At 66.3% G+C, this 21853-nt stretch carries 16 protein-coding genes; 14 read left to right on the top strand and 2 right to left on the bottom strand.

The genetic code is table 11. The features are described 5' to 3' along the window. Window positions 1–3089: pyruvate carboxylase (locus ACU0BR_RS09020; RefSeq protein WP_446156508.1), on the bottom strand; the 3089-nt coding region annotated here is incomplete at its 3' end. A 427-nt stretch (window positions 3090–3516) separates the two neighbouring features. Here ACU0BR_RS09020 and ACU0BR_RS09015 point away from each other — a divergent pair. Further along, window positions 3517–5913: an ATP-dependent helicase gene (locus ACU0BR_RS09015; RefSeq protein ID WP_446156507.1), complete on the top strand. Its 2397-nt coding sequence runs from the start codon at window positions 3517–3519 to the stop codon at window positions 5911–5913. A 417-nt stretch (window positions 5914–6330) separates the two neighbouring features. Here ACU0BR_RS09015 and ACU0BR_RS09010 read toward each other — a convergent pair whose 3' ends face one another. Then, window positions 6331–6540 carry a DUF1127 domain-containing protein gene (locus ACU0BR_RS09010; RefSeq protein WP_446156506.1) on the bottom strand — a complete coding sequence of 70 codons (210 nt, stop codon included), beginning with the start codon at window positions 6538–6540 and terminating at the stop codon, window positions 6331–6333. An 827-nt stretch (window positions 6541–7367) separates the two neighbouring features. Here ACU0BR_RS09010 and mraZ point away from each other — a divergent pair. The 13 genes from mraZ to murB all read left to right on the top strand — a co-directional run bounded on the left by mraZ (window position 7368) and on the right by murB (window position 21733). Then, a complete protein-coding gene (gene mraZ / locus ACU0BR_RS09005) occupies window positions 7368–7928 on the top strand; it encodes a division/cell wall cluster transcriptional repressor MraZ (protein ID WP_446156505.1) in 561 nt (186 codons plus the stop codon). Beyond that, complete coding sequence (gene rsmH / locus ACU0BR_RS09000; protein WP_446156510.1) at window positions 7928–8914, top strand: 16S rRNA (cytosine(1402)-N(4))-methyltransferase RsmH; 987 nt, start codon at window positions 7928–7930, stop codon at window positions 8912–8914. Before mraZ ends, rsmH begins: the two co-directional genes overlap by 1 nt. A gap of 1 nt (window position 8915) precedes the next feature. Next, a complete protein-coding gene (ftsL, locus tag ACU0BR_RS08995) occupies window positions 8916–9266 on the top strand; it encodes a cell division protein FtsL (RefSeq protein ID WP_446156504.1) in 351 nt (116 codons plus the stop codon). Beyond that, entirely contained in the window at window positions 9263–11044 is a 1782-nt protein-coding gene (locus ACU0BR_RS08990; protein ID WP_446156503.1) for a peptidoglycan D,D-transpeptidase FtsI family protein, read from the top strand. Before ftsL ends, ACU0BR_RS08990 begins: the two co-directional genes overlap by 4 nt. Window positions 11045–11058: 14 nt before the next feature. Further along, window positions 11059–12549: a UDP-N-acetylmuramoyl-L-alanyl-D-glutamate--2,6-diaminopimelate ligase gene (locus tag ACU0BR_RS08985; protein ID WP_446156502.1), complete on the top strand. Its 1491-nt coding sequence runs from the start codon at window positions 11059–11061 to the stop codon at window positions 12547–12549. Then, complete coding sequence (locus tag ACU0BR_RS08980) at window positions 12546–14024, top strand: UDP-N-acetylmuramoyl-tripeptide--D-alanyl-D-alanine ligase (RefSeq protein ID WP_446156501.1); 1479 nt, start codon at window positions 12546–12548, stop codon at window positions 14022–14024. Before ACU0BR_RS08985 ends, ACU0BR_RS08980 begins: the two co-directional genes overlap by 4 nt. Window positions 14025–14065: 41 nt before the next feature. Continuing rightward, on the top strand, window positions 14066–15151 hold the full coding sequence (mraY, locus tag ACU0BR_RS08975; RefSeq protein ID WP_446156500.1) for a phospho-N-acetylmuramoyl-pentapeptide-transferase: 1086 nt from the start codon (window positions 14066–14068) through the stop codon (window positions 15149–15151). A 111-nt stretch (window positions 15152–15262) separates the two neighbouring features. Continuing rightward, entirely contained in the window at window positions 15263–16663 is a 1401-nt protein-coding gene (gene murD / locus ACU0BR_RS08970) for a UDP-N-acetylmuramoyl-L-alanine--D-glutamate ligase (protein WP_446156499.1), read from the top strand. A gap of 107 nt (window positions 16664–16770) precedes the next feature. Beyond that, window positions 16771–17937 carry a putative lipid II flippase FtsW gene (gene ftsW, locus ACU0BR_RS08965; protein ID WP_446156498.1) on the top strand — a complete coding sequence of 389 codons (1167 nt, stop codon included), beginning with the start codon at window positions 16771–16773 and terminating at the stop codon, window positions 17935–17937. Window position 17938: 1 nt separating this feature from the next. Continuing rightward, window positions 17939–19063 carry a UDP-N-acetylglucosamine--N-acetylmuramyl-(pentapeptide) pyrophosphoryl-undecaprenol N-acetylglucosamine transferase gene (locus ACU0BR_RS08960; RefSeq protein ID WP_446156497.1) on the top strand — a complete coding sequence of 375 codons (1125 nt, stop codon included), beginning with the start codon at window positions 17939–17941 and terminating at the stop codon, window positions 19061–19063. Continuing rightward, the gene (gene murC / locus ACU0BR_RS08955) at window positions 19060–20508 is read left to right on the top strand and encodes a UDP-N-acetylmuramate--L-alanine ligase (protein WP_446156496.1); all 1449 of its coding nucleotides are present in this window, start codon (window positions 19060–19062) and stop codon (window positions 20506–20508) included. The genes ACU0BR_RS08960 and murC overlap by 4 nt, the downstream gene beginning before the upstream one ends. After that, window positions 20505–20780, top strand: a complete 276-nt coding sequence (locus ACU0BR_RS08950) for a DUF2484 family protein (protein ID WP_446156495.1) — start codon at window positions 20505–20507, stop codon at window positions 20778–20780. Before murC ends, ACU0BR_RS08950 begins: the two co-directional genes overlap by 4 nt. Continuing rightward, window positions 20777–21733, top strand: a complete 957-nt coding sequence (murB, locus tag ACU0BR_RS08945) for a UDP-N-acetylmuramate dehydrogenase (protein ID WP_446156494.1) — start codon at window positions 20777–20779, stop codon at window positions 21731–21733. The genes ACU0BR_RS08950 and murB overlap by 4 nt, the downstream gene beginning before the upstream one ends. The last annotated feature ends 120 nt before the right edge of the window (window positions 21734–21853 follow it).

Here is a 21853-nt window from a genome sequence, read left to right as displayed (position 1 = left end):
TGCAGGCGGATTTCCAGCGTCTTGCCGGGGTCGATCTCGGCGGTGATCTCATCGCCCGGTTCCATGCCGTAGAAGAAGGTATGCGTCGGCAGGGCGCGGACGGGGCCGTATTGCAGATGCCGCGACATGTAGTCGGTGAAGACCTTGGGATACATCAGGTAGCCGTTCAGATCCTCGTCGTCGAGGTTCAGGTCCTCGAACATTTCCGCCAGTTCCCTGCGCTTGGCGTCGAGATCGATGGGCGGCAGGTGCTTGCCGGGGCGCTGCGTATCGGGCTTTTCCGATTTGAGCACCTTCTTGACGATCTTGTCGGGGAACCCGCCCGGAGGCTGGCCCAGGTTGCCGCGCATCATGTCGATGACCGAGTCGGGGAAGGAGACGTCGTGTTCGGGGTCTTCGACCTCGGCACGGGTCAGACCCCGGCTGACCATCATCAGCGCCATGTCGCCCACCACCTTGGACGAGGGCGTGACCTTGACGATGTCGCCGAACATCAGGTTCACGTCGGCATAGGTCTGCGCGACCTCGTGCCAGCGGTCTTCCAGGCCGAGGCTGCGGGCCTGGGCCTTGAGGTTGGTGAACTGCCCGCCCGGCATCTCATGCAGGTAGACCTCGGATGCGGGGGCCTCCAGCCCGGATTCGAAGGCGCTGTACTGGTCGCGCACCCCTTCCCAGTAGTTCGAGATTTCGCGGATCGCCGCGATGTCGAGGCCGGTGTCGCGCGGGGAATGGCGCAGCGCCTCGACCAGCGATCCCAGACAGGGCTGCGAGGTGCCGCCCGAAAACGCGTCCATCGCCGCGTCGACGGCATCGACGCCCGCCTCGGCCGCGGCCAGCACCGTGGCCGCCCCGATGCCCGAGGTGTCATGCGTGTGGAAGTGGATCGGCAGGCCGACCTCCTCTTTCAGGGCGGTCACGATCTGTCGCGCGGCCATGGGCTTGAGCAGTCCGGCCATGTCCTTGAGCCCCAGCACATGCACGCCCGCGTCGCGCAGCTGCTTGCCCATGCCGACGTAATAGTTCAGGTCGTATTTCGACCGTGCGGGGTCGTTGACGTCGCCGGTGTAGCAGATCGTGCCCTCGCACAGCTTGCCGTTCTCGATCACCGCGTCCATCGCGACGCGCATGTTTTCCACCCAGTTGAGACTGTCGAAGACACGGAAGACGTCAACGCCGGTCTCGGCCGCCTGGCGCACGAATTCCTGCACCACGTTGTCGGGGTAATTGGTGTAGCCCACCCCGTTGGAGCCGCGCAGCAGCATCTGGGTCATCAGGTTCGGCATCGCGGCGCGCAGGTCGCGCAGCCGCTGCCAGGGGCATTCCTGCAAGAAGCGATAGGCCACGTCGAAGGTGGCGCCGCCCCAGCATTCCACGCTGAACAGCTGCGGCAGGTTGGCGGCATAGGCCGGTGCCACGCGGATCATGTCGATGGAACGCATCCGGGTGGCCAGCAGCGACTGGTGACCGTCGCGCATCGTGGTGTCGGTGATCAGCAGCTGTTTCTGTGCCGCCATCCAGTCCGCCACCGCCTGCGGGCCGTCCTTTTCCAGCAGGTTGCGCGTGCCGCCCGGCGGCGTGCCGCGCGGTGCGGGGGGGCGGGGGGCGCGCACCTCGGCGGGGGCGGTCCGGCCCTTGGTCTCGGGGTGGCCGTTGACGGTGTTGTCGGCGATATAGGTCAGGATCTTGGTGGCCCGGTCGCGGCGCGGGCGGAAATCGAACAGCTCGGGCGTCTGGTCGATGAATTTGGTGTGATACTCGTTGTTCAGAAAGACCGGGTGCTTGAGCAGGTTTTCCACGAAGGCGATGTTGGTGCTGACGCCGCGGATGCGGAATTCGCGCAGGGCGCGGTCCATCCGCGCGATGGCGGCTTCGGGCGTGGGCGCCCAGGCGGTGACCTTTTCCAGCAGCGAATCGTAGTAACGCGTGATGACCGCACCCGAATAGGCGGTGCCGCCGTCCAGCCGGATGCCCATGCCCGTGGCGCCGCGATAGGCGGTGATGCGGCCGTAGTCGGGGATGAAGTTGTTGGTCGGGTCTTCGGTGGTGATCCGGCACTGGATCGCGTGACCCTTGAGGTGCACGTCATACTGGCTGGCGGTGCCGGTGGCCTCCACCAGGCTCTTGCCCTCGGTGATCAGGATCTGGGCGCGCACGATGTCGATGCCGGTGACCTCTTCGGTCACGGTATGCTCGACCTGCACGCGGGGGTTCACCTCGATGAAGTAGAATTCGCCCGTGTCCATATCCATCAGGAATTCGACCGTGCCCGCGCATTGGTAATTCACATGCTCGCAGATCTTCTTGCCGAGGTTGCACAGCCGCTCGCGCTGCGCGGCGGAAAGATAGGGGGCGGGGGCGCGCTCGACGACCTTCTGGTTGCGCCGCTGCACCGAACAGTCGCGTTCCCACAGGTGGTAGATCGCGCCATAGCTGTCGCCCAGGATCTGCACCTCGACGTGGCGGGCCTTGAGGATCATCTTTTCCAGATAGCCCTCGCCGTTGCCGAAGGCGGCCTCGGCCTCGCGGCGGCCCTCGCGCACCTTTTCCTCCAGCTCCTTTTCCGACTGGATCGGGCGCATCCCCCGGCCGCCGCCGCCCCAGGAGGCCTTGAGCATCAGCGGATAGCCCACCTCGGCCGCCTGCTTGCGGATCGCGTCCATGTCCTCGCCCAGCACCTCGGTCGCGGGGATCACCGGCACGCCCGCCTCCATCGCCACCTTGCGCGCGCTTGCCTTGTCGCCCAGCTTGCGCATCGTTTCCGCGCGCGGGCCGATGAAGGCGATGCCCGCCTCGGTGCAGGCGTCGACGAACTGCGGGTTTTCCGACAGCAGCCCGTATCCCGGATGGATCGCATCCGCGCCGCAGGCCTTGGCCACGCGGATGATCTCCTCGATGCTCAGATAGGCGGCGACGGGGCCCAGATCCTCACCGATGCAATAGGCCTCATCTGCTTTGAAGCGGTGCAGCGACAGCTTGTCTTCCTTGGCGTAGACGGCGACGGTTCGCTTTCCCAATTCGTTGGCGGCACGCATCACGCGGATCGCGATCTCGCCGCGGTTGGCAATGAGGATCTTCTTGAATTCGGGCATCAGGGTCTGGTCCTTCCCGGCGCCGGGCGCCGATTGGTATTGCTGCACTGCCGCATAGTTGCGTCTGATTCGTCGCGGCGCAACCCATCGCTTGATCGAACATCTCCCTGGAAATGCGCCTTGGCGCGCAATTTACCATGCCGGGGCGCAGGTTGCAGCGCGTTGCTGCGGCACCGCGGCAATGGTTTGCGCCATGCCGCCGGGAGAGTGAGGTGCCGCGCGCGGCTGAGGATGTGGCGCCGCGACGCGCGCAGGCCATGGCAATCCGCCCGCGCCCCGATTAGACGAGGCGTCAGTCGAATGTAGGCGGGCGGCTACAGGCGGGCGGATCGGCGCGGTGACGGCGCGCCTTGACCCGGGCGCGCAGGCTTGGAACAATGGGCGAACAGATGGGTAAGTTCACAGCGAGCGGGGGCCTGACCGGGGCATGAGCCAGTTTGATGACAGCGACGCGTTCGAGGCCGCGCAGGGGGCTTCCCTGTCCGAGCGCGCGATGGCGGCGCGCGGTGTCGCCTATCTCGACGATCTGAACCCGGCGCAGCGTCAGGCAGTCGAGACGCTGGACGGGCCGGTGCTGATGCTGGCGGGCGCGGGGACCGGAAAGACCAAGGCGCTGACCACGCGGATCGCGCATCTGCTGAACATGCGCAAGGCGCATACCAACGAAATCCTGGCCGTGACCTTCACCAACAAGGCCGCGCGGGAGATGAAGCTGCGTGTCGGCAGGCTGATGGGCGGCCCGGTCGAGGGGATGCCCTGGATGGGCACCTTTCATGCCATCTGCGTCAAGCTGCTGCGCCGCCACGCGGAACTGGTGGGGCTGAAATCGAATTTCACCATCCTGGATACCGATGACCAGATCCGGCTGCTGAAACAGCTGATCAATGCCGCACAGATCGATGAAAAGCGCTGGCCCGCGCGCCAGCTTGCGCATCTGATAGACGGCTGGAAGAACCGTGCCTGGGCCCCGGCGCGCGTCCCCGCCGCAGAGGCGTCGGCCTACAACGGGCGCGGCGTCGAACTTTATGCGGCATATCAGGAGCGGCTGAAAACCCTCAACGCCACGGATTTCGGCGACCTGCTGCTGCATGTCGTTCACATCTTTCAGACGCATGAGGACGTGCTGGCGCAGTATCAGCGCCGGTTCCGCTATATCCTTGTGGATGAATACCAGGACACCAACGTCGCGCAATACATGTGGCTGCGGCTGCTGGCGCAGGGGCATCGCAACATCTGCTGCGTGGGCGACGACGATCAGTCGATCTATGGCTGGCGCGGCGCCGAGGTGGGCAACATCCTGCGGTTCGAAAAGGATTTTCCGGGCGCGCATGTGGTGCGGCTGGAACAGAACTACCGCTCCACCCCGCATATTCTGGCAGCCGCGTCGGGTGTGATCGACGCGAACCAGGGGCGGCTGGGAAAGACGCTCTGGACCGCCGAGCAGGATGGCGAAAAGGTGCGCCTCATCGGCCATTGGGACGGCGAGGAGGAAGCCCGCTGGATCGGCGAGGAAATCGAATCGATGCAGCGCGGCACGCGGGGGCTGCGCGCCTTCGGGCTGGACGCCATGGCGATTCTGGTGCGCGCCAGTCATCAGATGCGCGCGTTTGAGGATCGGTTCCTGACCATCGGCCTGCCTTACCGCGTGATCGGCGGCCCCCGCTTTTACGAACGCCTCGAGATCCGCGACGCGATGGCCTATTTCCGCATCTCCGTCAGCCCCGAGGATGACCTCGCGTTCGAGCGTATCGTCAACACGCCCAAGCGCGGGTTGGGCGACAAGGCGCAGGCGAAGATCCAGCAGGCGGCCCGGACCAACGGCGTGTCGCTGCTGGAAGGTGCGCGCTTGCTGCTGGCGGCAAAGGGGCTGACCGGCAAGGGCGCGGCGGAGCTGCGCAAGCTGGTCGAGGGCATCGACCGCTGGCACGCCCAGATCCGCGCCGAGGCCGACACCCACGTCGAGACGGCCGAAATGATCCTGGAGGAATCGGGCTACACCGACTTCTGGCAGAACGACAAGACGCCCGAGGCGCCGGGTCGACTGGAAAACCTCAAGGAACTGGTCAAGGCGCTGGAGAATTTCGAGAACCTGCAAGGCTTTCTGGAGCACGTCAGCCTGGTGATGGACAACGAGACCGACGCCGAGGGCGAAAAGGTCAGCATCATGACGCTGCACGCCGCCAAGGGGCTGGAGTTTCCGGCCGTCTTCCTGCCGGGGTGGGAGGACGGGCTTTTCCCGTCGCAGCGCTCGATGGACGAATCCGGGCTGAAGGGGCTGGAGGAAGAGCGCCGCCTGGCCTATGTCGGCATCACCCGCGCGGAGGAGCTGTGCACCATCTCTTTCGCGGCAAATCGGCGGGTCTACGGCCAGTGGCAATCGGCGCTGCCGTCGCGCTTCATCGACGAGCTGCCCGAGGCGCATGTCGAGGTGCTGACGCCGCCGGGTCTTTACGGCGGCGGGTTCGGGGCGGCGGGCATGACGGCCAACGCGTCGCCGGTGACGCAGGCGATGGCGGGTTCCGATCTGCACGACAAGGCCTCGCGCGCCGATGTGTATAATTCACCGGGCTGGCGCCGGTTGCAGACCCGCGCTGCCACGCGCGGCATGAGCCAGCCCAAGGAAAGCCGGTCGAGCGTGATCGACCTAGAGGCTGTTTCCTCGTTTTCGACGGGCGACAGGGTATTTCACCAGAAATTCGGATACGGTCAGATCTTGGCGATCGAGGGCGACAAGCTGGACATTGATTTCGACAAGGCCGGCACCAAGAAGGTGGTGGCGAAATTCGTCGTATCCGACGCGCAGGCCAGCGACATCCCGTTCTAGGCCGACGCTCTTTCGCGAAAAAAGGTGCCGCAAACGAAAAACGGCGATGCCCGGGAGGAGGTGGGCATCGCCGCTCTTTCAACGGGCGGCTCTGGGAGGAGTAGAAGCCCGTATGCGGTTGAGGCGCTGCGGCCTCTGAATTTTGGAACGGCGGTGCCTGGGAGGAGGTGGACACCGCCGCTCTTACGGGCGGCTCTGGGAGGAGTAGAAGCCCGTATGCGGTTGAGGCGCTGCGGCCTCTGAATTTTGGAACGGCGGTGCCCGGGAGGAGGTGGACACCGCCGCTCTGACATCGGATCGCCCAGGGAGGAGGAGCGGACGACCCGGTGTTTATGACGACAATCGGACTGGGAGGAGACCTGTCTGCCGTCAATCCGTGGACCGGGGAAGGAGGAGCCCGGCGCCGGAATTCCTGTTTCAGCCTTTCAAATAGGCGGCTTCGTAAGCGATGGAATGGATGGAACCGCGCGAAATCCCCATATCTGCCAGGTCGCGGCCGCTGAGCGCTTCAAGCTCGTTCACGGTGCGGCGGTACAAGCGATAGCGCTTGAAGTTTTCCGCGATGCGTCCGATGCGGACGGACAGGCTGTCTTTCAGGGTCGGGCGAAGTGTCTGGATATACGCCATGTCTACCTCGTTTAAGTCTGCTGCGTTTGGCGTGTGCCGCCGTTCGCTGTTGAACCCAATCTAACCTCATGCTGCGCTGCCGCAATCCCGCATGGCTACAATGCCGCTATGCGGCAAATGCATAACTACTGCTGACCTAATTGACGGCGTCCTCTGCGCTGTAATCCGGTGCGGCGCGACCGGCGGCTCGGATTCGACAGGCGGGGTACCCCGGCGAATCCGCGCCCGATCGACCATCGCTTCCCATGCCGTCCCGGCGATCCGGCATCGGTGGGCGGCGCTGCCCTGAAAGCGCCACGAATTGTTCCCCGTTTGATCACGGGTCCGTGTGGGGAAGCGTGGCAAATCGGTTACGGTAGGGTCAGGCGGAAGGGATCTGATGGGTTTTTATGGGCCGAGAAGATTTTGCCCATATTTAGTGTTTATGTCATTCACTCATACCAGTTAGGCTATTTTCCGCTGATTTTTGGCTACTAAATCTTGTTTCCACAGGGTGTGGATAACTAGAAATGGTATCTGGTGGCATAAAAGGGGATTGATTTACATAAATTCCCATGGCAATTCTTGTACCACGATGAGGATGGGCTAATAGGGGCGACACAGACCCCGAAAACGGCACCTAGAGGTTTCATACAGGCACCCAGTTTCATCGAACAAAGAGATCCGGCGCGCGGGCGAGCAGACATCCCCCCAGGTGGCGCGCGTGGTCGGACATATCCCGGAAACGGGACGAGAGCGACGGATCATGCAACGGCAGCAGCATGGTCCGTCGTTTTCGTTGAAGGGCCACCGTTCCGGGGGTGGCGTCAACAAAGGGGCCGCGATACGTGGCACGCAGGTTCAGAGGTGAAAGCCACCACAAGGTGGACGCGAAGGGCAGGGTCTCGATCCCGGCCTCTTTTCGCCGTGTGCTCGAGGCCTCCGATCCCGACTGGACCCAGGGCCTGACGCCCAATGTGGTGATCTATTATGGCGATCACCGCCGCAAATATCTGGAATGCTACACGGTCGAGGCCTTCGAGGAGGTCGAGCAGATGATCGCCGATCTGCCGCGCGGCTCCAAAAGCCGCAACATGCTGTCGAAGCTCTACAGCGGCCATTCCCAGACCACGCAGATCGACGATACCGGCCGTCTGGTCCTGTCGCAGAAGCTGCGCGACCGCATCGGCATCTCGTCCGAGGCGTTTTTCCTGGCGACCGGCGATACCTTTCAGATCTGGGAGCCGTCGGCCTATCAGGAGGATCAGGCCAGCACCGAAGACTGGCTGGAGGAATATCCCGAGGATTTCGACCCGCTCATCCTGCTTGAACAGGGCGAGGGCGACAGCCGTGCCGCGGCCAAGCCGGCGCGACCCCCCGAAGACCTCCCGACGGACGGCGGAGCATGATGAGCGGCGCCGACAGCTCCGGCGCAGCGCCGCATGTTCCCGTCCTGCTGGAGCCGCTTCTGGCCATCGCCGCCCCGATCGGCGGGCGCTGGCTTGACGGGACCTTCGGCGCGGGCGGCTACACGCGCGGGCTGCTCGACGCGGGTGCGGCGCAGGTGATCGCGGTGGACCGCGACCCGGCCGTCTTTCGCATGGCCGAGGCATGGGCGGGGCGCTATGGCGATCGGCTGCGTATGGTGGAAGGCAACTTCGCCGACATGGACGGCGTCGCGACGGATCTGGATGGGGTGGTGCTGGATCTGGGGGTGTCCTCGATGCAGCTCGACCAGCCCGAGCGCGGCTTTTCCTTCATGCGCGACGGTCCGCTCGACATGCGGATGAGCCAGCACGGCCCCAGCGCCGCGGACCTGGTCAACGGTGCGGATGCCGGGGACCTTGCCGATATCCTGTTCCAATATGGCGAGGAGCGCGCGTCGCGGCGCATCGCGCGCGCCATCGTGGCCAATCGCCCGTTGCATACGACGGCGCGGCTGGCCGAGGTGATCGCGGGCTGCCTGCCGCGCCCCAAGCCGGGGCAAAGCCACCCCGCGACGCGCAGCTTTCAGGCGATCCGCATCGCCGTGAACGATGAGCTGGGCGCCCTCGTCGCGGGGATGGAGGCGGCCGAGAGGGCGCTGGCGTCCGGCGGGCTGCTGGCGATCGCGACGTTCCATTCGATCGAAGATCGGATCGTCAAGCGGTTCATCCAGGGCCAGAGTGGCGCAGGCGGCCGCGCCAACCGCTACGCCCCGCTGGCGCAGGAAGAGACACCGACCTTCGAGCAGGTGAACAAACGCGCCGTCAGCGCGGATGAGCGCGAGGTCGCGCAGAATGCGCGCGCGCGCTCGGCCCGGCTGCGGGTGGCGCGGCGCACCGCGGCCCCCGCGCGCGGCGCCGACCGCACCGGGCTGGGTCTGCCGAAGCTGGTTTTGGAGAGAGTGAACTGACATGCGCGGACTTTTCTATGTTCTCAGTGCTCTGGCGGTCATGGGGCTCGCGTTCTGGGCCTACAGGGAAAACTATCGCACGCAGCAGTCGCTGCGCGACGTGCGCGCGCTGCGCCAGCAGATCGGCGACATCCGCGAGGCGCTGAGCATCCAGCGCGCGGAATGGGCGTATCTCAACCGGCCCGAGCGGTTGCAGGAACTGGCCGAGCTGAATTTCGACAAGCTGCAATTGATGCCGCTGCGGCCGCGTCATTTCGGCGAGGTCGATCAGGTGGCCTTTCCGGCGACCGATCTGCCGCCGGTCATCAAGCCCATCGACATCCGTGGCATCCTGGCGGAGGCACAGCAATGATCCGAACACCCCTGCGGCCGCTCGCCCATGTCCTGTCGGCGCGTCAGCGCGGCGAAAATCCCGATCTGATCGAGCGTGACAATATCCGGCGTCGTCACGAAGTGATGCGCGACCGCCAGCGCCATCAGGCCGAGGGTCGCTTGCTGGTCGTGAGCGTGGGGTTCGCGCTCGCGTTTTCGGTGATCGGGGTGCAGATGTTCAAGCTGTCCTCGGCGGACCCGCAGGAACCCAGGGCCGCCGCCGCGGGATCGCCCATTTCCGCGCAGCGCGCCGATATCGTGGATCGCAACGGGCGTATTCTCGCGACCAACCTTCTGACCTATTCGATCTATGCGCAGCCGCAGATGATGACGGACAAGCCGCGCGCCGCACGTGAACTTGCCCTTATTTTTCCTGATCTTGATGAAGCGGATTTGCTCAAGAAATTCGAGTCCAGACGCAAGTTCATGTGGATAAAGAAAAAAATCAGCCCCGAGCAAAAGCAGGCGGCGCATGATATCGGCGATCCCGGCCTGATGTTCGGCCCGAGGGAGATGCGACTCTATCCCAATGGAAAACTGGCGGCGCATGTGCTGGGTGGCACGAGGTTCGGCCGGGAAGGCGTTCATTCTGCTGAGGTAATCGGTACAGCCGGTATCGAGAAATATTTCGACGACCGCCTGCGCGATCCGGCACAGCCCGAGCCCTTGCAGCTGTCGCTCGACATGACGGTGCAGACCGCGACGCGCAACGTGCTTTACGGCGGTATGAAGCTGCTCAACGCCAAGGGTGCGTCGGCGGTCATGATGGATGTCGCCACCGGCGAGGTGATCACGATGGTGTCGCTGCCGGATTTCGATCCGAACCAGCGGCCCGCGCCGCTGACCAAGGGCGACCAGTCCGACAGCCCGCTGTTCAACCGTGCGGTGCAGGGGCTTTACGAGCTGGGGTCCGTGTTCAAGATCTTCGCCGCCTCGCAGGCGATGGAACTTGGCATCGCGACGCCGCAGACGATGATCGAGACGCAGGGTCCGCTGGTCTGGGGCAAGTTCCGCATCCGCGACTTCCACGATTACGGCAAGGAGCTGTCGCTGACCGATGTGATCGTCAAATCCTCCAACATCGGCACGGCGCGAATCGCGATGGAACTGGGGGCGGAGCGCCAGCGCGCGTTTCTCGACAGTCTCGGCCTTCTGGACCCCACCAAGGTGGAACTGGTCGAGGCGCATGGCGCCATGCCCCTGATGCCGTCGAACTGGTCGGAACTGTCGACGATGACGATTTCCTACGGCCACGGGTTGTCCACCAGTCCGCTGCAACTGGCCGCGGCCTATTCCAGCATCGTCAACGGCGGCACCCGGATCACGCCCACGCTGCTTCGGCGCGATGCCGCTCAGGCGGGGCCGCGGGTCATTTCCTCCCGGACCTCTTCGGCCGCGCGCAAGATGCTGCGCGCGGTGGTGTCGCGCGGGACCGCCAGCCTGGGCGATGTGCCGGGCTATGCGGTGGGCGGCAAGACCGGCACCGCCGACAAGCCCAAGCCCACCGGCGGGTATTACAAGGACAAGGTGATCGCCACCTTCGCCAGCGTGTTCCCCGCCTATGACCCGAAATACGTGCTGGTCGTCTCCTTCGACGAGCCGGTCGAAACCTCGGGGCCGCAGCCGCGCCGCACCGCCGGCTGGACGGCCGTGCCCGTCGGCGCCGAGATCATCCGGCGCACGGCACCGCTGCTTGGCCTGCGTCCGGTCATTGAACCCCAGGCCCAACTTGCAGTAACACGCGTCAGCAGCAACTAGGCGCCGGGGGGCTCATGAACGCGCGGTCTGACACGAAATCTCTGGCCGCGCTGGGTCTGACCGCGCGCGGCGGTGCCGAGGCCGCGATCACCGGGCTTTCGGTGGATAGCCGGCTGGTCAAGCCTGGCCATCTCTTCGCCGCGCTGCCCGGCAGCCGGGTGCATGGCGCGCATTTCATCCAATACGCGCTGCGCATGGAGGCGGCCGCGATCCTGACCGACAAGCAGGGCGCCCTGCAGGCCGCCGACGTTCTGGCGGGCCGCGACGTGGCGCTGGTCGTGGTCGAAGAGCCGCGCCAGGCGCTGGCCTGCGCCGCGTCGTTGTGGTTCGGGACCCAGCCCGGCATCATGGCCGCCGTCACCGGCACCAACGGCAAGACCAGCGTGACAACCTTTCTGCGCCAGATCTGGGTGTCGCTGGGCCGCTGTGCCGCCAATCTGGGCACCACCGGGGTGGAGGGCGCCTATACCGCGCCCACGGCTCACACGACGCCTGAACCGATCACCCTGCACCGGCTGCTGGCCGACATGGCCGGCGCAGGCGTCACCCACGCCGCGATGGAGGCGTCGTCGCACGGGCTGGAACAGCGCCGCCTCGACGGGGTGCGCCTGTCGGTGGCGGGCTTCACGAACTTCAGTCAGGATCATCTGGACTACCACGACGGGTTCGAAGCCTATTTCAACGCCAAGGCCGGGCTTTTCACGCGGCTGCTGCCCGAGGACGGCATCGCCGTCATCAACATCGACGATCCGAAGGGCGCGCAGCTGTCGCGCATCGTGCTGGATCAGGGCCAGGAGGTCATCGCCGTCGGCCGCGACGAGGCCGCGCATCTGCGCATCACCGGCCAGCGGTTCGACGCGACGGGTCAGGAGCTGCTGTTCGACTGGAACGGGCGGCGCCGACAGGTGCGTCTGGAACTGATCGGCGGGTTCCAGGCGGAAAATGTCCTGCTGGCAGCGGGGCTGGCGATCGCCGGTGGCGAGGCGCCCGAGGATGTCTTTGCCGCGCTTGCGGAACTGCGCACGGTGCGCGGACGGATGGAGCTTGCCGGGACGCGCGCGCAGGGCGGATCGGTCTTTGTCGACTACGCGCATACGCCCGACGCGCTCCAGACCGCGCTGCGCGCCCTGCGCCCGCATGTGCTGGGCCGGCTGGTCGTGGTCTTCGGCGCGGGCGGCGACCGGGACCGCGGGAAACGTCCGCTGATGGGCGCGGCGGCCGCGGAATTCGCCGATGTCGTCATCGTCACCGATGACAACCCGCGCAACGAGGATCCGGCCGCGATCCGGGCCGCGGTGCTTTCCGGCGCGCCGGAGGCCACCGAAATCGCCGACCGGGCGGAGGCGATCCTGCGCGGCGTCGATGCCATCGGCCCGGGCGACGCGCTGCTCGTCGCGGGCAAGGGCCACGAGACGGGGCAGATCGTGGGCGACGACGTATTGCCTTTCGACGATGCCGAGCAGGCCAGCGTGGCGGTCGCGGCTCTGGATGGGAATCTGGGATGAACGAGGTTCTCTGGACATCTGACGATGCCGCCCGCGCCACCGGCGGGCACAGCAGCCGCGACTGGGCCGCGACGGGCGTGTCGATCGACACCCGCGCGTTGCAACCGGGCGATTTGTTCGTCGCGCTGCGCGATCAGCGAGACGGGCATGAATTCGTGGCGCAGGCCCTGGCGAACGGCGCCGCCGCCGCGCTGGTGTCGCACCGCCCGGACGATGTGCCCGAGGACGCGCCGCTGTTGATCGTGCCCGACGTGCTGCGCGCGCTGGAGGCGCTGGGCCGCGCCGGACGCGCCCGGACCCGCGCCCGCGTCGTGGGCGTGACCGGCTCGGTCGGCAAGACCTCCACCAAGGAGATGCTGCGCGCGGTCCTGGGCGGGCAGGGCCGGGTGCACGCGGCCGAGCGGTCCTTCAACAACCACTGGGGCGTGCCCCTGACGCTGGCGCGCCTGCCGCGCGACGCCGATTTCGCCGTGATCGAGATCGGCATGAACCACCCCGGCGAAATCGCGCCGCTGGCGCGGATGGCGCGCCCCGATGTCGCCGTGATCACCACCGTCGCCGCCGCGCATCTCGAAGCCTTCGGCTCCATCGAGGATATCGCCGTCGAGAAGGCCGCCATCTTCGAGGGTCTGGAAGAACGCGGCGTGGCCGTCATCAACCGCGATATCGCCACCGCGGGCATCCTGCTGGACGCGGCGCGGGAACGGGGCGCGCGCGTGATCGGCTTCGGGGCGCGGGCCGAGGCCGCGTTTCGCCTGATCGACGTGCGGATGAGCGCCGATCACATGATCTGTCGTATTCGGCACGCGGAAGAACGTCCCCGCGCGGGGGCGGATGTGGACGGGGACGCGCGCGACATCATGCTGAAGCTTTCCGTGCCCGGGCGCCATTTCGCGACCAACGCCTGCGCGGTGCTGGCGGTGGCGGAGGCGCTCGGCTGCGATCTGGGATTGGTGACCGGCGATCTGGGGCGCTGGACGCCGCCCGCGGGTCGGGGCACGCGCGAAAGGCTGCAACTGGACCCGGTGGAACGTGACGTCACGCTCGATCTGATCGACGACGCCTTTAACGCCAATCCCGCCTCGATGGATGCCGCGCTGGAGGTGCTTGCCGCCACCCAGCCGATCGACAGCATAGGACGGATCGGCCACGGCCGGCGCATCGCCGTTTTGGGCGACATGCTGGAACTGGGCGCCGGGGAACGGCAGCTGCACGCGGATCTGGCCGCGCATCCCGCGATCATGCGGATCGATACGGTCCATTGCGTAGGGCCGCGGATGCGGGCGCTGCATGCGGCGCTGCCCCCCGACAGACGCGGGAAATGGGCGGAACGCGCCGAGGATCTCGCCCCGGGCATCCGCCATATGGTTGACGCAGGCGATGTCGTGCTGGTCAAGGGCTCCAAGGGCTCCCGCGTGAGCCTGGTTGTTGACGCAATCCGCAAATTGAGCCAAGCGGAACCCGATCAGGCGTAGCACGCTCAGGCTTTGCCCAAACCGACGCAAAAGGACGACTTATGCTCTACTGGTTGACGGAACTTTCCGACGGCGGGGATTTTTTCAACCTGTTCCGCTATATCACCCTGCGCGCGGGGGGGGCGTTCTTCACGGCGCTGATCTTCGGCTTTGTCTTTGGTCGGCCGCTGATCGACCTGCTCAAGCGCAGCCAGGCCAATGGCCAGCCGATCCGCACCGACGGGCCGGAAAGCCACGCACTGACCAAGGCGGGCACGCCCACGATGGGCGGCGTGCTGATTCTGGGGGCCGTGGTGGTGGGATCGCTGCTGTGGATGCGCTGGGATGAGCCTTACGTCTGGATTGTGCTTTTCGTCACCGTCTCCTTCGGGGGGGTGGGGTTCATCGACGACTATCGCAAGATCACCCAGAACAACGCCGCCGGTGTGCCGGGCCGCGTGCGGCTTGCGCTGGGGTTCCTGATCGCAGGGATCGCCTCCTACGCGGCGGCCTCGGTGCATCCCGATGGCCTGGCGTTCCAGCTGGCGGTGCCGGTGTTCAAGAACGTGCTGCTCAACCTCGGCTGGTTCTACCTGCCGTTCGCGATGTTCGTCATCGTGGGGGCGGCCAATGCGGTCAACCTGACCGACGGGCTCGACGGGTTGGCGATTATGCCGGTGATGATCGCCTCCGCCGCGCTGGGGGTGATCGCCTATGCGGTGGGGCGCGTGGACTTTTCCGAATATCTCGACGTGCATTACGTTCCCGGCACCGGCGAAATCCTGGTGTTCTGCTCGGCGCTGATCGGCGGCGGGCTGGGGTTCTTGTGGTACAACGCGCCGCCCGCGGCCGTGTTCATGGGCGACACGGGGTCGCTGGCGCTGGGCGGCGCGCTGGGGGCGATCGCCGTGGCCACCAAGCATGAGATCGTGCTGGGCATCGTCGGCGGGCTTTTCGTGGTCGAGGCGCTTTCGGTGATCGTGCAGGTGCTTTATTTCAAACGCACCGGAAAGCGCGTCTTCCTGATGGCGCCGATTCACCACCACTTCGAGAAGAAGGGCTGGGCGGAGCCGCAGATCGTCATCCGCTTCTGGATCATCTCGCTGATCCTGGCATTGATCGGCCTGGCCACGCTGAAACTGCGCTGAGCGCATGCGCCGCCGCCGCGGCAGGAGTATTTTCACCAAGAAGAAGCTGGTGGTTTCTTCTTGGCTTAAATACTCGTTTTCCGGTGTGTCGGGCAGGAACGGGGGGTTGATTTGATCGAGGTTCGCGGAGTTGCCGGCGCATGTGTCGCCGTGTTGGGGCTGGGGCGGTCGGGCGTCGCCGCGGCGCTTGCGTTGCAGGCGGGCGGGGCGCGGGCGCTGTGCTGGGACGACAGCCCCGAGGCGCGCGCCGCCGCCCAGGGCCGCGGGCTCGAGCTGCACGATCTGTCGGCGCGCGGCGCCTGGGAGGGGGTCTCGCGTCTGGTGGTTTCACCGGGCATCCCGCATCTTTATCCGGCGCCCAATGCGCATATCGCCGCGGCCTGGGCCGCAGGCGTGCCGGTCGACAACGACATCGGTCTGTTCTTCCGCTCTCTCGCGACGGGGGAATGGGATCGGTTCGATCAGCCGCCGCGGGTCGTGGCGGTGACCGGCTCGAACGGCAAGTCGACGACCTCGGCGCTGATCCACCACATTCTGGAAAGCGCGGGGCGGCGGGTGCAGCTGGCGGGCAATATCGGGCGCGGCGTGCTCGATCTGGACCCGCCCGGCGATGGCGAGGTGATCGTGCTGGAACTGTCGAGCTATCAGACCGAACTGGCCCGGGCGCTGACGCCCGATGTGGCCGTCTTCACCAACCTGTCGCCCGATCACCTGGACCGCCACGGCGGCATGGGCGGCTATTTCGCCGCCAAGCGCCGCCTGTTCGCCGAGGGCGGGCCGGACCGCGCCGTCATCGGCGTCGACGAGGCGGAGGGCCGCTATCTCGCCAACCAGATGATGGAGGCGCCCGGCGACGACCGGGTGATCCGCATTGCCTCGGGGCGGAAACTGTCGGGGCCCGGCTGGGACGTCTTCGCGCGCAAGGGGTTCCTGTGCGAGTTTCGGAAAACCCGCCAGATCGCCGCGATCGATCTGCGCGACATCGCGGGCCTGCCCGGCGTGCACAACCACCAGAACGCCTGCGCGGCCTATGCCGCCGCGCGCAGCCTGGGCCTGTCGCCCCGGGTGATCGAGGCCGCGCTGCGCGATTTCGCGGGCCTGCCGCACCGCAGCCAGCGCATCGGCGAGAAGAACGGCGTCATCTATGTCAACGACAGCAAGGCCACCAATGTCGACAGCGCCGAGAAGGCCTTGCAGGCCTTCGACAAGATCCGCTGGATCGCGGGGGGGCTGGGCAAGGATGGCGGCATCGCCGCATTGCGGCCCCATCTGGGCCGGGTAGAAAAGGCCTATCTGATCGGGCATTCCGCGCGCGATTTCGCCTTGCAGTTGGGCGATTGCCCGCATGAGATCTGCGAGACCATGGCCCGCGCCGTGCAGCGCGCCGCGCAGGAGGCCCGCCCCGGCGATACGGTGCTGCTGGCGCCCGCGGCGGCGAGTTTTGACCAATACCCCAATTTCGAAAAGCGCGGCGAAGACTTCATGGCGCGGGTTGCTGAGCAATTGAAGTAATTGCGCAACGGCGCCAGTTTTTCTGGCGCCGATTCAGCTTTCGCGCTACACTCTCCACAGAGACCCGGAAAACGGGCTGGTAGAGGCAAAATCAGGCAGTATATCCCATGACTGAAATGGTCTATGGCACGGTTCCCGTGCAATCGGGCGATCCCGTCCTGCCACGCTGGTGGCAAACCGTCGATCGCTGGTCGCTCATCTGCATCCTTCTGCTGATGGGGATCGGGCTGCTTCTGGGGCTGGCGTCCTCGCCGCCGCTGGCCGCGCGCAACGGCTTCGCGCCCTTTCACTACGTCAGCCGCCAAGCGGTGTTCGGCGGTATGGCGCTGGTTGCGATGATCGTCACCTCCATGCTGCCCCCCAATCTGATCCGCAGGCTCGGCGTGATCGGGTTTTTGCTGGCGTTCGTCGCGCTGGCACTGTTGCCGTTCTTTGGCACCGACTACGGCAAGGGCGCGACGCGGTGGTATTCGCTCGGCTTCGCCTCGGTCCAGCCGTCCGAGTTTCTCAAGCCCGGCTTCATCGTTCTGACCGCCTGGCTGATCGCCGCCGCGCAGGAAATCAACGGACCTCCCGGCAAGACATTCTCTTTCGCGCTGGCAATGACGGTGGTGGCGCTGCTGGCGCTGCAACCCGACTTCGGACAGGCCGCGCTGATCCTGTTTTCCTGGGGCGTGATCTATTTCGTGGGCGGCGCGCCGATCGCGCTGCTGGTCGGGCTCGCGGTGATGACGGTGGGCGCGGGCAGCTTCGCCTATACCAGTTCCGAGCATTTCGCGCGCCGCATCGACGGTTTCCTGTCGCCCGAGGTCGATCCCCGCACGCAGCTGGGCTATGCCACCAACGCCATTCAGGAGGGCGGATTCTTCGGCGTGGGCGTGGGCGAGGGTTCGGTCAAATGGTCGCTGCCGGATGCGCATACCGATTTCATCATCGCGGTCGCGGCCGAGGAATACGGCCTGATCCTGGTTCTGGCGATCATCTTTCTTTACATGGTCATTTCGGTCCGGTCGTTCCTGCGCCTGATGAAGGAACGCGATCCCTTCACCCGCCTGGCGGGCACCGGGCTGGCCTGTCTGTTCGGGGTGCAGGCCTTCATCAACATGGGCGTGGCGGTGCGCATCCTGCCGGCAAAGGGCATGACCTTGCCCTTCGTCAGCTATGGCGGCTCGTCGATCATAGCGGGGGGGATTGCAGTCGGCATGCTGCTCGCGTTAACCCGCACCCGCCCGCAGGGCGAGATCGAGGATATCCTGCTGACCCGTGGAAGGTGACATGCCGCAAGACAGACCGCTGATCGTGATCGCCGCCGGGGGCACCGGGGGGCACATGTTCCCCGCCCAGGCCCTGTCGGAGGCGCTGATCGCCCGCGGCTGGCGGGTCAAGCTTTCCACCGACGCGCGCGGCGCACGCTATGCGACCGAGTTTCCCGCCGGGGTCGAGGTGGAGCAGATCGCCTCCGCCACCTTCGCGCGCGGGGGCGCGGGGGCGAAGGCGCTGGTGCCCTTTCGACTGGCGGGCGGGGTGGTTTCGGCATTGCTGGCGCTGCGCCGCGACCGGCCCAGGGTTGTCGTGGGCTTTGGCGGCTATCCGGCCTTTCCGGCGATGGCGGCGGCCACGATCCTGAAGCTGCCGCGCATGTTCCATGAACAAAACGGCGTGCTGGGCCGGGTCAACCGCGCCTTTGCCACGCGCGTCGACGCGGTGGCCTGCGGCACCTGGCCCACCGACCTGCCCGAAGGGGTGGAGGCCGTGCATACCGGCAACCCGGTGCGCGCCTCGGTGCTGGAGCGTGAGGCCGCGCCCTATATCCCGCCCGGCGACCACCCGATGAGCCTCGTCGTCATCGGCGGCAGCCAGGGCGCGCGGGTTCTGTCCGATGTGGTTCCCGATGCCGTGGGCCTGCTGCCCGAAACGCTGCGCGGCAACCTGCGCGTGGCGCATCAGGCGCGCGGCGAGGACGGCGCGCGAGTCGAGCTGCGCTACCGCGAATTGGGTGTGAATGCCGAGGTCGCGCCCTTTTTCGACGACATTCCCCGTCGCTTTTCCGAGGCGCAGCTGATCGTGTCGCGTTCGGGCGCGTCGTCGGTGGCCGATATCTCCGTCATCGGGCGCCCGTCGATCCTGGTGCCCTTCGCCGCCGCGACGGGCGATCACCAGCGCGCGAACGCCCGCGGGCTGGAAGAGGCGGGCGGCGCATTGGTCATACCCGAATCCGAGCTGTCGCCGCAGCGGCTGGCCGATGGCATGGGGGCCATTCTGGCAGACCCGAAGGCTGCGCAACGCATGGTGCGCAATGCGCTGGGTGCGGGTATACCCGATGCAACGGAGCGTCTGCTGAACATGGTCGAAACGCTGGCGTGGAAAGACATGCCAAATTCCGAAGGACAGAACGAATGAGCCCCGCCACCAAATTGCCGACCCAGCTTGGCCCCATCCATTTCGTAGGCATCGGCGGGATCGGCATGTCCGGCATCGCCGAGGTTCTGCTGAACCACGGCTATTCGGTGCAGGGATCGGACCTGAAGGCCAGCAAGATCACCGACCGGCTGAAAGATCTGGGCGCGGTCGTTCACATCGGCCAGCGGGCCGAGAACCTCGATCAGGCGGCGGTGGTGGTGATCTCTTCGGCGATCAAGCCGGGCAACCCGGAACTCGACACCGCGCGCGCGCGCGGGCTGCCGGTGGTGCGCCGCGCGGAAATGCTGGCCGAGCTGATGCGCCTGAAATCCAACATCGCGGTGGCGGGCACGCATGGCAAGACCACGACCACCACGATGGTCGCGACCCTGCTGGACAAGGGCGGGCTGGACCCCACGGTTATCAACGGCGGCGTGATCCACGCCTATGGCGCGAACGCGCGCATGGGGCAGGGCGAATGGATGGTGGTGGAGGCCGACGAAAGCGACGGCACCTTCAACCGGCTGCCCGCGACGGTGGCGATCGTGACCAACATCGACCCCGAGCATATGGAACATTGGGGCAGCTTCGACAGCCTGCGCAAGGGGTTTCTGGATTTCGTCTCGAACATCCCGTTCTACGGTCTGGCCGTCTGCTGCACCGACCACCCCGAGGTGCAGGCGCTGGTGGGCAAGATCACCGACCGGCGGGTGGTGACCTTCGGGATGAACGCGCAGGCCGACGTGCGGGCGGTCAACCTGCACTATGACGCGGGCGTGGCGCATTTCGACGTGCACTTCGCGGCCGAGGATCTGACGGTCGAAGGCTGCACCCTGCCGATGCCGGGCGACCACAACGTCAGCAACGCGCTGTCGGCGGTGGCCGTGGCGCGCTATCTGGGCATGACCGGCGATGAAATCCGCGACGTGCTGGCCGCGTTCCAGGGCGTCAACCGCCGCTTTACCCGCGTGGGCGAGGTCGGCGGCGTCACGGTGATCGACGATTACGGCCATCACCCGGTGGAAATCGCCGCCGTGCTGCGCGCGGCGCGTCAGGCCACCAAGGGGCGCGTGATCGCCGTGCACCAGCCGCACCGCTATTCCCGGCTGTCCAGCCTGTTCGAGGATTTCTGCGCCTGCTTCAACGATGCCGATGTCGTCGCCATCTCCGAGGTCTACGCCGCGGGCGAAGACCCGATCCCCGGCGCCAGCCGTGACGATCTGGTCGCCGGGCTGATCCGACACGGCCACCGCCACGCCCGCGCCATCGTCGATGAGGACGATCTGGAGCGGCTGGTCCGCGAACAGGCGCGCGAGGGCGACATGGTGGTCTGTCTCGGCGCGGGCACCATCAGCGCCTGGGCGCATGGGCTGCCCGAGCGGCTGAGGGCGAAGGGTGCGACGGATGCCGACACCGGCAGGAAAGTTCAGGAAGCCGCGCAGTGAACTGGTCGCTCGCGCTGGTCTTTCTCTGGGCGATCGCGGCTAATGTGACGGGAATGTTTCCGTCGCGGCACAATCACTGGCCCGCCGCCTATGTCCTGATCGCCGTGGGCATTCCGCTGCTGGGCTTCGTGACCTATCAGAACGGCCCCTGGGTGGGGCTGATCGCGATGATGGCGGGCGGGTCGATCCTGCGCTGGCCGCTGTATTACCTGTGGCGGCATCTGCGCGGCCGGACCGCCCGCCGCATCCCGCCGAAGGAGCCGAACGCATGACCTCCGCCCTGCATGATCTGCTGCCGAAAACACGCGGCACCCTGACGCCACAGCGCGACCTGAGCACGCTGACCTGGCTGCGCGTGGGCGGCCCGGCGGATTTTCTGTTCCAGCCCGCGGACCGGGACGATCTGGCGCAATTCCTGGCCGGGCTCGATGCGTCGGTCGGGGTTTTTCCGATGGGCGTCGGCTCCAACCTCATCGTGCGCGATGGCGGTCTGCGCGCGGTTGTGATCCGCCTGGGCCGCGGGTTCAACACCATCGCGGTCGAGGGCAGCACCGTCACCGCCGGCGCGGCCGCGCTGGATGCGCATGTGGCGCGCAAGGCCGCCGCGGCGGGCGTCGATCTGACTTTCCTGCGCACGATCCCCGGCGCGATCGGCGGCGCTGTGCGGATGAACGCGGGGTGCTATGGCAGCTATGTCGCGGATCATCTGGTCTCGGCCACCGCGATCAGCCGACGGGGCGAGATCCTGACGCTGACGCCTGCCGATCTCAACCTGCGCTACCGCCGGAGCGACCTGGCGGAGGGCGCGGTCATCGTCGAGGCGACATTCACCGGCGCGGCCGCCGCGCCCGAGGTGCTGGAACGGCGCATGGCCGAGCAGATCGCGCGGCGCGACGAAAGCCAGCCCACCAAGGAGCGCACCGCCGGGTCGACCTTTCGCAACCCGGCCGGGTTCAGCTCCACCGGGCGGGCCGACGACCGGCATGACCTGAAGGCCTGGAAGGTGATCGACGACGCCGGGATGCGCGGCGCCACGCTGGGCGGGGCGCAGATGTCGCCCAAACACCCCAATTTTCTGGTGAACACGGGTGACGCATCTGCCGCAGATCTGGAAACTTTGGGAGAAGAAGTCAGAAAAAAGGTTTTCCAGAACAGCGGGCTGACGCTAGAGTGGGAAATCATGAGGGTGGGTGAACCCGCCCCGGACACGTCGCAAGACCAATAAGCAAAAAAACGGCAGAGCAGACGGGTTGCGGCAACAACCCCGACAAAATCAAAACAAGGGCCGGACAAAGCGGCCCGCGCGGCACAGAGGCGGCTATGTCGAGCAGGACAAGCCCGAAAA

It is taken from the genome of Brevirhabdus sp., from assembly GCF_052826345.1.
Note: the sequence above shows the minus strand (reverse complement) of the source record. Positions and strands in the feature narration are given on the sequence as shown.